The organism is Amycolatopsis sp. NPDC043887, assembly GCF_056435665.1.
The window spans coordinates 237,628-251,564 of sequence record NZ_JBWKEB010000009.1; the positions used below are offsets into that span (position 1 = coordinate 237,628).

At 66.5% G+C, this 13,937-nt stretch carries 21 protein-coding genes; 1 reads left to right on the plus strand and 20 read right to left on the minus strand.

Annotation, left to right across the window (positions count from 1 at the left end; translation table 11 throughout):
* Positions 1 to 178 precede the first annotated feature (178 nt).
* Positions 179 to 1,141, plus strand: coding sequence for an endonuclease domain-containing protein (locus AC069H_RS24955; RefSeq protein ID WP_478233985.1), 963 nt, complete (start codon positions 179 to 181; stop codon positions 1,139 to 1,141).
* Here the strand turns inward: AC069H_RS24955 and truA are convergent.
* From truA to rpsH, 20 genes are all read right to left on the minus strand, one after another.
* The gene (gene truA / locus AC069H_RS24960; protein WP_478234055.1) at positions 1,111 to 1,944 is read right to left on the minus strand and encodes a tRNA pseudouridine(38-40) synthase TruA; all 834 of its coding nucleotides are present in this window, start codon (positions 1,942 to 1,944) and stop codon (positions 1,111 to 1,113) included. The genes AC069H_RS24955 and truA overlap by 31 nt on opposite strands.
* A 73-nt stretch (positions 1,945 to 2,017) precedes the next feature.
* The gene (rplQ, locus tag AC069H_RS24965; RefSeq protein WP_478233986.1) at positions 2,018 to 2,581 is read right to left on the minus strand and encodes a 50S ribosomal protein L17; all 564 of its coding nucleotides are present in this window, start codon (positions 2,579 to 2,581) and stop codon (positions 2,018 to 2,020) included.
* A 75-nt stretch (positions 2,582 to 2,656) separates the two neighbouring features.
* Positions 2,657 to 3,730: a DNA-directed RNA polymerase subunit alpha gene (locus AC069H_RS24970; RefSeq protein WP_005166811.1), complete on the minus strand. Its 1,074-nt coding sequence runs from the start codon at positions 3,728 to 3,730 to the stop codon at positions 2,657 to 2,659.
* Between the two features lie 126 nt (positions 3,731 to 3,856).
* Positions 3,857 to 4,462, minus strand: a complete 606-nt coding sequence (rpsD, locus tag AC069H_RS24975) for a 30S ribosomal protein S4 (RefSeq protein ID WP_007031054.1) — start codon at positions 4,460 to 4,462, stop codon at positions 3,857 to 3,859.
* Between the two features lie 23 nt (positions 4,463 to 4,485).
* Complete coding sequence (gene rpsK, locus AC069H_RS24980; protein ID WP_004558885.1) at positions 4,486 to 4,893, minus strand: 30S ribosomal protein S11; 408 nt, start codon at positions 4,891 to 4,893, stop codon at positions 4,486 to 4,488.
* Positions 4,894 to 4,911: 18 nt separating this feature from the next.
* Positions 4,912 to 5,097, minus strand: a complete 186-nt coding sequence (locus AC069H_RS24985) for a hypothetical protein (protein WP_034304268.1) — start codon at positions 5,095 to 5,097, stop codon at positions 4,912 to 4,914.
* Positions 5,094 to 5,474, minus strand: coding sequence for a 30S ribosomal protein S13 (gene rpsM, locus AC069H_RS24990; protein WP_005166805.1), 381 nt, complete (start codon positions 5,472 to 5,474; stop codon positions 5,094 to 5,096). The genes AC069H_RS24985 and rpsM overlap by 4 nt, the downstream gene beginning before the upstream one ends.
* A gap of 205 nt (positions 5,475 to 5,679) precedes the next feature.
* Positions 5,680 to 5,793, minus strand: coding sequence for a 50S ribosomal protein L36 (gene rpmJ / locus AC069H_RS24995; RefSeq protein ID WP_004558882.1), 114 nt, complete (start codon positions 5,791 to 5,793; stop codon positions 5,680 to 5,682).
* A 36-nt stretch (positions 5,794 to 5,829) separates the two neighbouring features.
* Complete coding sequence (gene infA, locus AC069H_RS25000) at positions 5,830 to 6,051, minus strand: translation initiation factor IF-1 (protein ID WP_005166804.1); 222 nt, start codon at positions 6,049 to 6,051, stop codon at positions 5,830 to 5,832.
* 474 nt (positions 6,052 to 6,525) lie between these two features.
* Positions 6,526 to 7,302, minus strand: a complete 777-nt coding sequence (gene map, locus AC069H_RS25005) for a type I methionyl aminopeptidase (protein ID WP_478233987.1) — start codon at positions 7,300 to 7,302, stop codon at positions 6,526 to 6,528.
* Between the two features lie 44 nt (positions 7,303 to 7,346).
* Positions 7,347 to 7,901 (minus strand): adenylate kinase, encoded by a 555-nt coding sequence (locus AC069H_RS25010; protein WP_034304263.1) that lies wholly within the window; start codon positions 7,899 to 7,901, stop codon positions 7,347 to 7,349.
* Positions 7,898 to 9,205 (minus strand): preprotein translocase subunit SecY, encoded by a 1,308-nt coding sequence (secY, locus tag AC069H_RS25015; RefSeq protein WP_034304262.1) that lies wholly within the window; start codon positions 9,203 to 9,205, stop codon positions 7,898 to 7,900. Before secY ends, AC069H_RS25010 begins: the two co-directional genes overlap by 4 nt.
* 307 nt (positions 9,206 to 9,512) lie before the next feature.
* Positions 9,513 to 10,070 carry a LysE family translocator gene (locus AC069H_RS25020; protein WP_478234056.1) on the minus strand — a complete coding sequence of 186 codons (558 nt, stop codon included), beginning with the start codon at positions 10,068 to 10,070 and terminating at the stop codon, positions 9,513 to 9,515.
* Positions 10,071 to 10,196: 126 nt separating this feature from the next.
* The gene (locus AC069H_RS25025) at positions 10,197 to 10,952 is read right to left on the minus strand and encodes a hypothetical protein (protein ID WP_478233988.1); all 756 of its coding nucleotides are present in this window, start codon (positions 10,950 to 10,952) and stop codon (positions 10,197 to 10,199) included.
* 267 nt (positions 10,953 to 11,219) lie between these two features.
* On the minus strand, positions 11,220 to 11,666 hold the full coding sequence (gene rplO / locus AC069H_RS25030) for a 50S ribosomal protein L15 (protein ID WP_034304258.1): 447 nt from the start codon (positions 11,664 to 11,666) through the stop codon (positions 11,220 to 11,222).
* Positions 11,663 to 11,848: a 50S ribosomal protein L30 gene (rpmD, locus tag AC069H_RS25035; RefSeq protein ID WP_007031047.1), complete on the minus strand. Its 186-nt coding sequence runs from the start codon at positions 11,846 to 11,848 to the stop codon at positions 11,663 to 11,665. Before rpmD ends, rplO begins: the two co-directional genes overlap by 4 nt.
* A 1-nt stretch (position 11,849) precedes the next feature.
* Positions 11,850 to 12,494 (minus strand): 30S ribosomal protein S5, encoded by a 645-nt coding sequence (gene rpsE / locus AC069H_RS25040; RefSeq protein WP_007031046.1) that lies wholly within the window; start codon positions 12,492 to 12,494, stop codon positions 11,850 to 11,852.
* A gap of 34 nt (positions 12,495 to 12,528) precedes the next feature.
* Positions 12,529 to 12,927, minus strand: coding sequence for a 50S ribosomal protein L18 (gene rplR / locus AC069H_RS25045; protein ID WP_007031045.1), 399 nt, complete (start codon positions 12,925 to 12,927; stop codon positions 12,529 to 12,531).
* Between the two features lie 2 nt (positions 12,928 to 12,929).
* Positions 12,930 to 13,469, minus strand: a complete 540-nt coding sequence (rplF, locus tag AC069H_RS25050; protein ID WP_034304256.1) for a 50S ribosomal protein L6 — start codon at positions 13,467 to 13,469, stop codon at positions 12,930 to 12,932.
* Between the two features lie 16 nt (positions 13,470 to 13,485).
* A complete protein-coding gene (rpsH, locus tag AC069H_RS25055; protein ID WP_007031043.1) occupies positions 13,486 to 13,884 on the minus strand; it encodes a 30S ribosomal protein S8 in 399 nt (132 codons plus the stop codon).
* Between the last annotated feature and the right edge of the window lie 53 nt (positions 13,885 to 13,937).

The window sequence follows — 13,937 nt, forward strand, 5'->3', positions numbered from 1 at the left end:
CCCCCGTTTTGCGTCCGCCCGCGTCACGGTTAGGCCGCTAAACGCGATCCGGGGCGTGGGGTGTGTCCGTCAAGGGGTGATCGCGCCGGCTGTGGATAGGCAGGGGGTTGTGGATAAAGCACCCTCGAATAGACGGTCACAGCCATGGGTTGTCGGTCATGTCGATCACTGTGTCGCCATGACCAAACCCTTCGATTCATCTCATCTTCCCGACGTCTTCCGCGGCTCGGAGGCGCGCAAGGCGGGCCTCATCACGGCCAGCCAGCTACGCGGCTCGAGCGTCCGGCGGCTGTTCCAGGACGTCTACACCCGCGCAGATGTCGAGGTCACGCATGAGTTGCGTTGCCGAGGAGCCGCGTTGCTGGCGCCTCCCGAAGCGGTGCTGACCGGGCGATCTGCCGCGACAGTTCAAGGCGTCGAACTGGCCAAACCCAGCGATCCGGTCGAGATGGTCGTACCGGAGAAATACCGCTTCGGCCCGATAGTCGGCATCAAGGTCCGGCGTACCGAGGTCAAACCCGAAGAATCGAGGCCGTGGAACGGCATTCGCATCGCGCGGAAAAGCCGGATCGCGCTGGATCTGCTGCTTCGGCTTTCTCCCCGCAAATCCGGCTGGGTGCGACGGCTACGTATCGGCGTGCCGGATCTCGATCAGTTCATGAGAGCCGAGAGCCTGACCGATCTGCATCTCAACAGGGAGTTCTACGGCCGCCGCAACAGGGGAATCCGCTTGGCCAGACATGCTTTACGACTGTCCGATCCTCGCGCGGAGTCACCTCCGGAATCGGAGCTCCGCATCGTGCTGGCCGCCGGCGGCATTACGGCGACACCTCAACTCGAGGTCATCGCCCGAACCGGTCATTTCCTCGCCCGCCTCGACCTGGGGGACGAGAAGTTCAAGGTCGCCGTCGAATACGACGGCCGATGGCACAACACAGCGAAACAACGAGCCCACGATCGCAAACGCCGAAGACGCGTGGAGGCCGAAGGCTGGCGTTTCGTCATCGTCACCGCGGAAGACCTGGCGAACGACTTCAAAGGCATCGTCGAGGCCGTCTGGCGAGCCCGCCGCCGCGGCGCGTTTAGCCCGCTAACCGCGCCGCGCCCGGGTCAGGAGGGAGTGCGCATGGCGCGCGTTTGATCGGCACGCGAGGCGAGGTCGGCGTCCGGCGGGTAGTCGACCGCCATCAACGTCAGGCCGTGCGCGGGAGCCACGGCGCTGTCGCGCGTCCGGCTCTCCAGGACGTCACCGGGCCAGCCCAGTGGACGGCGGCCGTCACCGACCAAGAGCAGCGCCCCCACCAGACTGCGCACCATCGAATGACAGAAAGCGTCTGCGGAGACCGCGACCTCGACCGCGTGCGGTCCGGTTCGCCGCCATTCGAGCCGCTGCAGCTCGCGGATGGTCGTCCCGCCCTCACGCTGCTTGCAGAAGGCCGCAAAGTCCTGAAGCCCTATGAGAGCCGCCGACGCCTCGTTCATCGCTTCGATCGAGAGCGGACGGCCCCAGGCCAGAGTGTCGTGACGTCGCAACGGATCCACGCCCCACGGCGCGTCCGAAACGCGGTATAGGTAATGCCGCCGCACGGCCGAGAACCGCGCGTCGAACCCAGGCGCCGCGACCCGGGCATCCAGCACCCGCACGTCGCCCGGCAGATACCGATTCCAGCGGTGACGCATCCGGCCCAGCTCAGGAATGCCCTGCTCGTCCACTTCCAGGCGACCGGATCGCGTTTTGCCCCCTAAAGGCGACACGTCGACGTGGACCACCTGGCCGGCCGCGTGCACACCGGCATCGGTGCGGCCGGCAACGACGACGGACTTCGGGACCGAGGCTCCTGGAGGCTGCTTCGCGAGCGCCTCTTCAAGGACTCCTTGCACCGTCCGCCGCCCGGGCTGCCGCGCCCAGCCCGAGAAATCGGTGCCGTCGTAGGCGATGTCCAGACGCAGACGAACGAGCCCGCCCTCCGCGGTGGGAGTGGCGGGCTCGTCCGGGGTGTTCGGTGCCGTCAGGACGTCAGTCCTTCTTGCTGTCCGCGTCCGCGACGGGGGCCTCAGCGGCCTCGTCGGCGGTGGGAGCCTCGGTGGCCTCCGGAACCTCGGTGGCGGCCGTGTCGGCAGCCTCAGTGGCCTCGGTGGTCTCCTCGGCGGCCGGGGCGGAAGCCTTCGGCTCGTCCTTGGCGAACTTCGTCTTGCGCGCGGCCTCGGCCTCGGCGGTGACGGTCTTCTCGGCCACCAGCTCGATGACGGCCATGGGGGCGTTGTCGCCCTTGCGCGCCATCGTCTTGGTGATCCGGGTGTAGCCACCCGGACGCTCCGCGAAGAACGGACCGATCTCGGCGATCAGCTTGTGCACGACGTCCTTGTCGCGCACGATGCGCTGGATCTGACGACGGTTGTGCAGGTCGCCCCGCTTCGCCTTCGTGATCAGCTTCTCGGCCAGCGGGCGCACCCGCCGGGCCTTCGCCTCGGTCGTCGTGATCTTGCCGTGCTCGAACAGCTGGGTGGCCAGGTTGGCCAGGATCAGCCGTTCGTGCGCGGGCGACCCGCCGAGACGGGGTCCCTTTGTGGGGGTGGGCATCGGTTCTCCTCGTTCAGCTCACAGCTGGAGGCCGGGGCTCCCCCACCCCTACCGGTGAGGGAGCCGAAGCTGGCCTTACAGCTGCTCCGTCTCTGCGTAGTCCTGGCCATCGTCGTGGCCGTTGTCCGAAATTCCGTCCGTGATGCTGTCGACGCCCTCGGACCAGCCTTCACCGTCGTAGCTGGCCGCGGCCGCGGTGGGGTCGAACCCGGGCGGGCTGTCCTTCAGCGCGAGGCCGAGACCGACGAGCTTGAGCTTGACCTCGTCGATCGACTTCGCACCGAAGTTGCGGATGTCCAGCAGGTCGGCCTCGCTGCGCGAGACCAGTTCGCCGACGGTGTGGATGCCCTCGCGCTTGAGGCAGTTGTACGACCGGACGGTGAGGTCCAGGTCCTCGATCGGCATCGCGTAGGCGGCGATGGTGTCCGCCTCCTGCGGCGACGGGCCGATCTCGATGCCTTCGGCGTCGACGTTCAGCTCGCGCGCGAGACCGAACAGCTCCACCAGCGTCTTACCGGCCGACGCGACAGCGTCCCGCGGCGTGATCGACGGCTTCGTCTCCACGTCCAGGATCAGCTTGTCGAAGTCGGTGCGCTGCTCGACACGGGTCGCCTCGACCTTGTAGGTCACCTTCAGCACCGGGGAGTAGATGGAGTCGACCGGGATCCGGCCGATCTCCGCGCCCGCCTGCTTGTTCTGCAGGGCCGGAACGTAACCGCGGCCGCGCTCGACGACGAGCTCGATCTCGAGCTTGCCCTTGCCGTTCAGCGACGCGATGTGCAGATCCGGGTTGTGCACGGTGACACCGGCCGGGGGCACGATGTCGGCGGCGGTGACCTCACCGGGGCCCTGCTTGCGCAGGTACATGGTGACCGGCTCGTCCTCTTCCGAGGAGACCACGAGCTCCTTGAGGTTCAGGATGATGTCGGTGACGTCTTCCTTCACCCCGGGAACGGTGGTGAACTCGTGCAGCACGCCGTCGATGCGGATGCTCGTCACGGCCGCGCCAGGAATGGACGACAGCAGCGTGCGCCGCAGCGAGTTGCCGAGCGTGTAGCCGAAGCCGGGCTCCAGCGGTTCGATGGTGAACCGGGAGCGGGTCTCGTTGACCGTCTCTTCGCCGAGAGCCGGTCGCTGGGAAATCAGCATCTTTCCTAATTCCTTTCCAAACGGCGCCCGCCATATGACACCGAAAGGGATGGCGAAGCGGCGGCGCACTCCGGGCGCCGCCGCCCGTGCCCACATCGGGCCGGGGAAACCCCGGCCCGATGTGGATCACTTCGAGTAGAGCTCGACGATCAGCTGTTCCTGGACCGGAACATCGATCTGAGCGCGCTCCGGGAGCTGGTGGACCAGCACACGGAGGTTGGACGGAACGACCTGGAGCCACGCGGGAACGGGACGCTCGCCGAAAGACTCCTTGGCCGCGACGAAGGGCAGCATCGCGAACGACTTCGGCCGCACGTCGATGATGTCCCACTTCGTGACCTGGTAGGACGGGACGTTGACCTTGACGCCGTTGACCAGGAAGTGGCCGTGGCTCACCAGCTGACGCGCCTGACGGCGGGTGCGGGCGATGCCGGCGCGGTAGATCACGTTGTCCAGCCGGGACTCGAGGATCTGCAGCAGGTTCTCACCGGTCTTACCCGGACGCCGGACGGCTTCCTTGTAGTACCGGACGAACTGACGCTCGAGAACGCCGTAGGTGTAGCGAGCCTTCTGCTTCTCCTGCGACTGCAGGAGGTACTCGGACTCCTTGATGCGCCCGCGGCCGTGCTGGCCCGGCGGGTAGGGGCGACGCTCGAAAGCCTGGTCGCCGCCGATGAGGTCAACCTTGAGGCGACGCGAAATACGCGTCGCGGGGCCGGTGTAACGAGCCATTTCTTCTTACTCCTCCCCGTTCCTCAGACCCGGCGCCGCTTGGGCGGGCGGCAGCCGTTGTGAGGCTGCGGGGTCACGTCCTGGATGGTGCCGACCTCGAGGCCGGCCGCCTGCAGCGAGCGGATCGCCGTCTCGCGGCCCGAACCCGGGCCCTTCACGAAAACGTCGACCTTCTTCATGCCGTGCTCGGCAGCCTTGCGGGCGGCGTTCTCGGCGGCCATCTGCGCGGCGAACGGGGTGGACTTACGCGAGCCCTTGAAGCCCACGTGACCACTCGACGCCCACGCGATCACGGCACCGGTCGGGTCCGTGATCGAGACGATGGTGTTGTTGAAGGTGCTCTTGATGTGCGCGTGACCGTGCGCGACATTCTTCTTTTCCTTACGGCGGACCTTCTTGGCCCCCGCCGCAGTACGAGACTTCGGTGGCATGTTTTGAGGGTTCTCCTGTTAGCGCGCGTTCTCTTGGTGAGCGGCGACCGCTTCGGCCTGTCCGCGCCGGATGATCGAACCGGCGTCGGTGTACAGGTTGCGGAGCGCCATCGGGCGGGCGTAGAGCGCCTTGGGCGAGACACAAGCCGAGCCACGACGGCGGACGCCGCCCATCTGCACGACCTTCTTGCCCTGGACGCTCACTTCTTGCCAGCCTTCTTCTTGCCGGCGACCGTCTTCTTCGGACCCTTACGGGTGCGGGCGTTCGTCTTGGTGCGCTGACCACGGACGGGAAGTCCGCGGCGCCAGCGAAGGCCCTCGTAGCACCCGATCTCGATCTTCCGACGGATGTCGGCGTTCACCTCGCGGCGAAGGTCACCCTCGACCTTGAAGTTCTCCTCGATGTAGACCCGCAGCTTGGCGAGGTCGTCATCGCTCAGATCCTTGACGCGAGTGTCCGCGTTGAGCTCGGCAGCCGCGATGAGCTGCTTCGAGCGGGTACGGCCGATGCCGTAGATGTAGGTCAGCGCGATCTCCAACCGCTTTTCGCGGGGGAGGTCTACGCCAGCGAGTCGTGCCATTGGCGTTGATGCTCCTTCATAGAATTCATCTTCAGGTCTGCTCCCCGTCCGGTCCCGGGACCGACTCGCCTGTCGTGCCCTCGGCTTGCGCTTCGGGTGTCCCGGCCCCGGCCTGAAGTCCGGGGGTGAACCGGGCCGTTCGCACGGCCCGGCAGGTGCGGGGAGATTGTGTAGCCGTCAATCCACTCTGTACGAGTGCGAGTGATCAGCCCTGCCGCTGCTTGTGCCGCAGGTTTTCGCAGATCACCATGATCCGGCCGTGACGGCGGATCACCTTGCACTTGTCGCAGATCTTCTTGACGCTCGGCTGGACCTTCACGTCTCCTGCTCTCCTGCTTGTGCTAACTCGTCGTGATCACTTGTAGCGGTAGACGATGCGACCACGTGACAAGTCGTAGGGCGAGAGCTCCACGACAACCCTGTCCTCGGGCAGGATGCGGATGTAGTGCTGCCGCATCTTGCCGCTGATGTGTGCAAGGACCTTGTGGCCGTTCTCCAACTCGACGCGGAACATCGCGTTGGGGAGCGGCTCGACTACGCGGCCTTCGACCTCGATGGCCCCGTCTTTCTTGCCCATGTCCTCCGCATTTCCTGTCGCTACACTGTGTGATCAGTCAAAGCTTGAGTGCTTGGCTGGGTGGTGCATCGGCACACTCCTGCCCGGGTCCAATGTCCGTTCGCGAGAATTCACGAGCGCGCAGGATCCGGGCGCGATGAGTACACCGACTTGACAGTGTACGCAACCCGTGTCGCGAGCCCCAAACGGGGGTGACTGTGTTAGGTGACCCCTTGAGCCCGCCTGATGCGGCCTTCCCCATCGTACGCCCTCGCCGACCTGCGTTTAGCGGGCTAAACGCGATCCGGCGGGTCCGTGACCTGCGGCATTCGGCGGGCGAGGTGCACCCGATGGTGCCAGCGCGCGGACGCCTCGGCGGAAGGCCCGGGCGCTCCGCCGGCCAGCGGACGCACTTGCGTTTAGCGGCCTAACTGCGATCCGGGGGCGCACTTGCGTTTAGCGGGCTAAACGCGATCTGGAGAGTGAAGGGGGAGGTCAGGCGTCTTCGGGGGCGGTCAGCACCCACGGGCCGTCGTCGGTGATCGCGACGGTGTGCTCCCAGTGCGAGGCCCGCGAGCCGTCTGCGGTCACGACGGTCCAGCCGTCCTCGAGCTCGACGGTCTCCCCGCCACCACCGGTCAGCATGGGTTCGATCGCGAGCGCCATGCCGGCCTTGAGCCGCGGCCCCTTGCCCGGTTTGCCCAGGTTCGGCAGGAACGGGTCCATATGCATCTGGCGCCCGATGCCGTGGCCGCCGTACTCGACGATCATCCCGTACTCGACGCCGTCTTCCCGGCCGGCCTTCTCGGCCGCGGTCTGCACCGCGTGCGAGATGTCCGTGAGCCTTCCACCGGACGACACCGCGGCGATCCCTGCCCACATCGCCGCCTCGGTGGCGGCCGAGAGCGCGAGATCCGCCTTCGACACCTCGCCGATCGCGAGGGTGACCGCGGAGTCGCCATGCCAGCCGTCGAGGATGGCGCCGCAGTCCACCGAGATGATGTCACCGTCGTTCAAGACCTGGGTCTTCGACGGGATGCCGTGCACGATCTGCTCGTTCACCGAAGCGCAGATCGACGCCGGGAAGCCGTGGTACCCCTTGAACGAGGGTACCGCGCCCGCGTCACGGATCGTCTGCTCGGCGAGTTCGTCGAGATCGGCCGTGGTCACCCCCGGCTTGGCGAGCTCACGCACTGCGGTGAGGGTGCGCCAGACGACCAGGCCGGCGGCCCGCATCGCCTGAAGCTCGCCAGGGGTCTTGATTTCGATCATGCGCCCACGACGAAGCCGTTGCAGTACACGCAGTCCTCCGAGATTCACGTGCGGTCGCGCAGCGCTTCCAGCACGCGGGCGGAGATCTCGTCGACCGAGCCGACGCCGTCGACCCTGACCAGGATGTCCGAGTAGTACTCGAGCAACGGAGCGGTCTCGGACACGTAGATCTGCTGACGGCGGCGGATGACCTCTTCGGTGTCGTCCGAACGGCCGCGGGACAGCAGCCGATCGACGACGACGTCTTCCGAGACCTGGAGCTGGATGACCGCGTTGAGCTTGGCGTCGACCTCGCCGAGGATCTCACCGAGGACGTCGGCCTGCTTCGTGTTCCGGGGGAACCCGTCGAGCAGGAAACCGACCTTGGCGTCGGGTTCGGCGAGGCGCTCGCGCACCATCTCGTTCGTGACCGAGTCGGGCACGAGTTCGCCGGAATCCAGGTAGCGCTTGGCTTCCTGGCCCAGCGGCGTCTGCTCGCCCACGTGGGCGCGGAACAGATCGCCGGTCGAGATGTGCGGGATCCGGAGCTTCTCCGACAGTGCTACCGCCTGAGTACCTTTGCCCGCGCCAGGAGGGCCAACGAGAACCAGGCGCGTCACTTCAAGAACCCTTCGTAGTTACGTTGCATCAGCTGGCTTTCGATCTGCTTCACGGTGTCGAGACCGACACCGACCATGATCAGCACAGCCGTGCCGCCGAACGGGAAGTTCTGGTTGTTCCCGCTGCCGGTGACGGACAGGAAGAAGTTCGGAAGGATCGCGATGATGCCCAGGTACAGCGAGCCCGGCAGGGTGATCCGGCCGAGGACGTAGCTGAGGTACTCCGCGGTGGGTCGGCCCGGGCGGATACCCGGGATGAAGCCACCGAACTTCTTCATTTCTTCCGCACGCTCGTCCACGTTGAACGTGATCGTGATGTAGAAGTACGTGAAGAAGATGATCAACGCGAAGTACAGCAGGACGTGCGCCCAGCTGGACTGGTTGACGATGTAGTTCTGGATGAAGACCTGCCAGCCCGCGTTGCTGTTGGCGTCGCCGACGAGGCGGCTGATCAGGTCCGGCAGGTAGAGCAGCGACGAGGCGAAGATGACCGGGATGACACCGGCCTGGTTCACCTTGATCGGCAGGTAGGTCGAGGTCCCGCCGTACATGCGGCGGCCGATCATGCGCTTGGCGTACTGCACCGGGATCCGGCGCTGGCCCTGCTCGACGAAGATGACGCTGGCGATGATCACCAGGCCGAACACACAGATCAGGGTGAAGACCACCGGGCCGGCGCTGCTGAGGATGTTGCCACCCTCGATCGGAATGCGGGCCGCGATGTTCAGGAAGATGAGGACGGACATGCCGTTGCCGACGCCGCGCTCGGTGATCAGCTCACCCAGCCACATCATGACGGCGGTACCGGCGGTCATCGTGATGACGATGATGGCCAGCGTGTAGACGCTGTTGTCCGGGATGATCGCGGTGTCGCACTGCGGGAAGAGCTGCTTGCGGTCGGCGAGTGCCACCACACCGGTCGCCTGCAGGATCGCGAGGGCGATCGTCAGGTACCGGGTGTACTGGGTCAGCTTGCCCTGGCCGGCTTGGCCTTCTTTCTTCAGTTCCTCGAACCGCGGGATGACCACGGTGAGGAGCTGGACGATGATGCTCGCCGTGATGTACGGCATGATGCCGGTCGAGAACAGCGACAGCTGCAGCAGCGCACCGCCACTGAACAGGTTCAGCAGCTGATAGACGCCCTCCTGCGACCCGGTCTCCGTGCATTGCTGCACGGCGGAATACGAGATGCCCGGGGCCGGGATGGTGGCACCGATTCGGTAGACCGCGACGATGGCTAGCGTGAACAGGATCTTCTTACGTAGATCCGGCGTCGCTAGAGCCGAGCGGAAGGCGCTGAGCACGCGGGGAACCTCCTCGGCGTCGTCGGCTGTCTTACCGACGATCGGCTTGGCCGGCCTGGGGCCGGCGGGAACACACAGCTTTCTGGCACAAGCCAGGAACGCTTCGGGGCACACTCGTCCCGAAGCGCGTCGCCGACTCTAACAGCTTCACGGGGCGTGTCCGCAGTGCGTGTGGGTTTTCCGGACGAAGGTTGGTCCGCGGGGTTGATCGACTGCCGCTTCTCGCTCCGGAACCTTGACAGATCGCCCTGCCGTCCCTCACTTTTCCGGCCGCCGGATCGCACTTAGCCCGCTGAACGCACCGTGATCAGGAGCCCGAAGTGGCGAGCGCGCCCGCCATGCCGAGGAGCACGACGCCGGTGCCGCGGTCGACGTTCCGAGTCGCCCGGCGGGACAACCGGAGCGACTTCACGAGCGCGCCCGCACAGACGTAGGTCGCGCCCGCCACGAACTCGGCGAGCAGGTAGACGCCGCCGAGAATCGCGATCTGGGCAGGAAAGGAGCCGTGAGCTGCGTCGATGAACTGAGGTACGAACGCCGTGAAGATGAGGATCGCCTTCGGATTCGTGATCGCGACGACGAATTCCTTCCTCGCGATCCGGAGCGCGGGTACGGATTCAGTGCCTCGCGGCGCCTGGACCAGCGCGGTGCCGCCGGCACGGAACGTCGACCACAGCAGGCGCCCGCCGATCCAGACCAGATAGGCGACGCCAGCCCATTTGATCACTGTGAGTGCAAGCTCCGAAGCCGCGAGGAGCCGTCCAAGTCCGGCGGCGACGGCCGTGATCAGCACCGTGAATGCGGCCAATCGGCCTAACAGTCCGGCGAGCCCTTTCCAGGCCCCCTGTGTCATGCCGTGGTGCATGCCGAGCAGATTGTTCGCCCCTGGCGTAAAAGCCACGAGGACCGCCCGCTCCGAAAAAGACCACCGCCCAAGTCATCGGCCACCTCCTCCCCTACCGTATCGGCGACCGCGAGCGCGTTTAGCGGGCTAATCGCGCTCTTTCGCGCCGGGGTCCGGCGGCGGCGCGAAGGCTGAATAGTCCGGAGGCTCCGGTGGGAGCACCGTCATGGAGATGCCGTCCTTCGGTGTGGGCATTTCCGTGAGAGCCGAGTCGCCACTCATCGGGACGTCTTCGTCCTGGACGCGGTGGCTCATGACCGCCGCACTCACTGCGGCGACGACCGCGGCGAAGAGGGCCCACATACCCGCTTCGAGTGTCAGGGTCACCTTGACGTCTTCTCCCAGCTGGCGCCCGCCGCTCAGCGTGGCGATGCTGCTGACGACGCCGGCGAGGAACACTGCCGCGATGGTGGTGACCCACCTGTCCATTGCACCCGGGCGTAGACGCCCGGCTGCCCGCGTACTGACGATCGTGGCCGCCAGAAGGAGCACTGCGGCGACCAGGAGCGGGATACCGAGAGGGGACGTCGACGTGGTGAAAGCAGGTTCGTTGGTCTGTGTCGCCGTCGTGTCCCACGCGCTCTGCACGAACACGATCAGGAGCTGTTCGCTGGCGTCGAAGGCGAACCGATGCTCGGTCTTGAAGAGCGGGAAGAGGCAGCCTACGAGGGTCAGGACCAGAGCCAGAGCGGCCAAGCCCGCCGCGACCAGTCTGCGGGGCTCGAGCCTGCCAGATCGCGCCGGCTCCACTAAGGGATCCATGGAGCCGGAAACCGACACGACGATCGGCGGGGCGTCCGGCTGCTGGAAGAGCTGCGGGTCCTGCCCGGGAGGTACGGCCACCTCACGATCCTTCCAGCTCAGGCACCCCTCCGCCACGCTCGCGGCCGCAGTGGCCGACCTGCGTTTAGCCCCCTAATCGCGATCTGGCGGTCGCCCAGGTGCCCGCCGCCCGGATCGCGATCAGGGGGCTAAACGCAGGTCGGTGGGAGGGCGGGGCGGAACGGGCCAGATCGCGATTAGCCCGCGAAACGCAGGTCGGCCGAGCGCAAGCGAAAGGCCCGCCGGGCGGAGCCGGGCGGGCCTTTCGGTGAAGCGAGCGAAGAAAGCTCAGAGCGTGGTGGCGGAGCCACCGGCGGCGGAGAGCTTCTCCTTGGCGGAGCCGGAGAAAGCGTCGGCGGTGACGTCCAGCTTGACGCCGTTCACGTCGCCGTTGCCGAGCACCTTCACGAGCTTGCCCTTGCGGACCAGACCGTTCGCGACGAGCTCCTCGGCGCCGACCTTGCCACCCTCCGGGAAGACGCGGGCGATGTCGCCCACGTTCACCGGCTGGTACTCGGTGCGGAACCGGTTCTTGAAGCCGCGCAGCTTCGGCAGCCGCATGTGGATGGGCATCTGCCCACCCTCGAAACCGGCGGGCACGTTCTTCCGGGCCTTGGTGCCCTTGGTACCGCGACCGGCGGTCTTGCCCTTCGAGCCCTCACCACGGCCGACGCGGATCTTGTCGCGCTTCGCGCCCGGAGCCGGACGAAGGTGGTGGATCTTGATGGCAGTCATGCCTTGACCTCCTCGACCTCCACCAGGTGGCGGACGGTGTGGATAAGGCCGCGCACCTCGGGAGTGTCATCACGCACGACGCTCTGGCGGATCTTGCGCAGCCCGAGGGTGCGCAGCGACTCGCGGTGAGCGTGCTTCGTGCCGATCTTGCTCTTGACCTGGGTCACCTTGAGCTGAGTCATGTCAGACCCCCTGGCCCGCGCGCTGGCGCAGCATCCGAGCCGGCGCGACGTCCTCGAGCGGGAGACCGCGGCGGGCCGCGACCTCTTCGGGACGCTGCAGCCCCTTCAGGGCCGCCACGGTCGCGTGCACGATGTTGATCGCGTTGTCGGAGCCGAGCGACTTCGACAGCACGTCGTGGACACCCGCGCACTCCAGCACCGCGCGCACCGGGCCACCGGCGATGACACCGGTACCGGCCGAAGCCGGACGGAGCAGCACGACACCGGCGGCTTCCTCACCCTGGATCGGGTGGGGGATGGTGCCGGCGACGCGGGGAACGCGGAAGAAGTTCTTCTTCGCTTCCTCGACGCCCTTGGCGATGGCCGCGGGAACTTCCTTGGCCTTGCCGTAGCCGACGCCGACCTGACCGTCGCCGTCACCGACGACCACCAGGGCGGTGAAGCTGAAGCGACGACCACCCTTGACGACCTTGGCGACGCGGTTGATCGTCACGACCTTCTCGAGGTGCGGGGTCTTTTCCTGGCCGGCCCCGCCACGGCCGCTGTCGCGCCGGTCACGGCGGTCGCGACGGTCATTGCGGTCGTTGCCGCCCTGCCCGCCGGGTCCACCCTGGCCACCGCCGAATTGCCGTGTACGTCCCGGCATCAGGCTTTCCTTCCATTCACGAGCATCTGCTGCATCAGAACTCCAACCCCGCCTCACGCGCGGCGTCGGCGAGCGCCGCGATGCGGCCGTGGTAGGCGTTGCCACCACGGTCGAACACCACGGTCGAGACACCGGCGTTCTTGGCGCGGGCGGCGACGAGTTCCCCGACCTTGGCGGCCTTGGCCTTCTTGTCGCCTTCCAGCGCGCGGACGTCCGCCTCGAGGGTGGACGCCGACGCCAGGGTCTTGCCGGCGAGGTCGTCGATCAGCTGCACGGCGATGTGCCGCGACGAACGCTTGACGACCAGGCGCGGACGCTGGTCCGTGCCGTTGATCTTCTTGCGAAGGCGGAAGTGCCGACGGGCCTTCGCGACGCGGCGGCGGGTCGAGATGTCCTTGCCGACCGGCTTGCGCTTCGTAGTCGTGTCGCTCATGATCACTTACCCGTCTTTCCGACCTTGCGGCGGATCTTCTCACCCTCGTAGCGCAGGCCCTTGCCCTTGTACGGGTCCGGGCGGCGCAGCTTGCGGATGACCGCGGCGATCTGGCCGACCTTCTGCTTGTCGATGCCCGAGACCGAGAACCGGGTGGGGGTCTCGACCTTGAAGGTGATGCCTTCCGGGGCCTCGATCTTCACCGGGTGGCTGTAGCCGAGGGCGAACTCGAGGTCCGAGCCCTTGGCCTGCACGCGGTAACCGACACCGTGGATCTCGAGCTTCTTCTCGTAGCCCTCGGTCACACCGACGACGAGGTTGTTGACCAGCGTCCGGGTGAGACCGTGCAGGGCACGGCTGGTGCGCTCCTCGTCGGGACGCTTCACCTCGAGCGTGCCGTTCTCGGCCTTCTCGACGGTGATCGGCTCGGCGATGGTGTGCTCAAGGGTGCCCTTGGGCCCCTTGACCTTGATCTGCTGACCTTCGATGGTCACCTCGACCCCGGAGGGGACGGCGACCGGCAGCTTTCCAATGCGTGACATGTCTTTGCCCCCTTCCTTACCAGACGTAGGCGAGGACTTCGCCGCCCACGCTGTTTCGCTTGGCCTGACGGTCGGTCTGGAGGCCGGACGACGTCGAGATGATCGCGACGCCGAGGCCACCGAGAACCGACGGCAGTTCGGTCGATTTTGCGTAGACCCGCAGGCCGGGCTTGGACACGCGGCGGAGGCCGGCGATGCTGCGCTCACGGTTGGGGCCGTACTTCAGCTCCACGACGAGGTTCTTGTGCTTCTCGCCCGGCTCATCGCGGTAGCCCGAGATGTAACCCTCGCGCTTGAGGATCTCGGCGATGTTCGCCTTGATCTTCGAGTGGGGAAGCACGACCTCGTCGTGGTACGCCGAGTTCGCGTTACGCAGACGGGTCAAGAAGTCTGCGATGGGGTCGGTCATCGTCATGGTGACCTGTCAACCTTTCTCGCCCTGGTTCCCTGCGGTACGTGCAGGGCCTG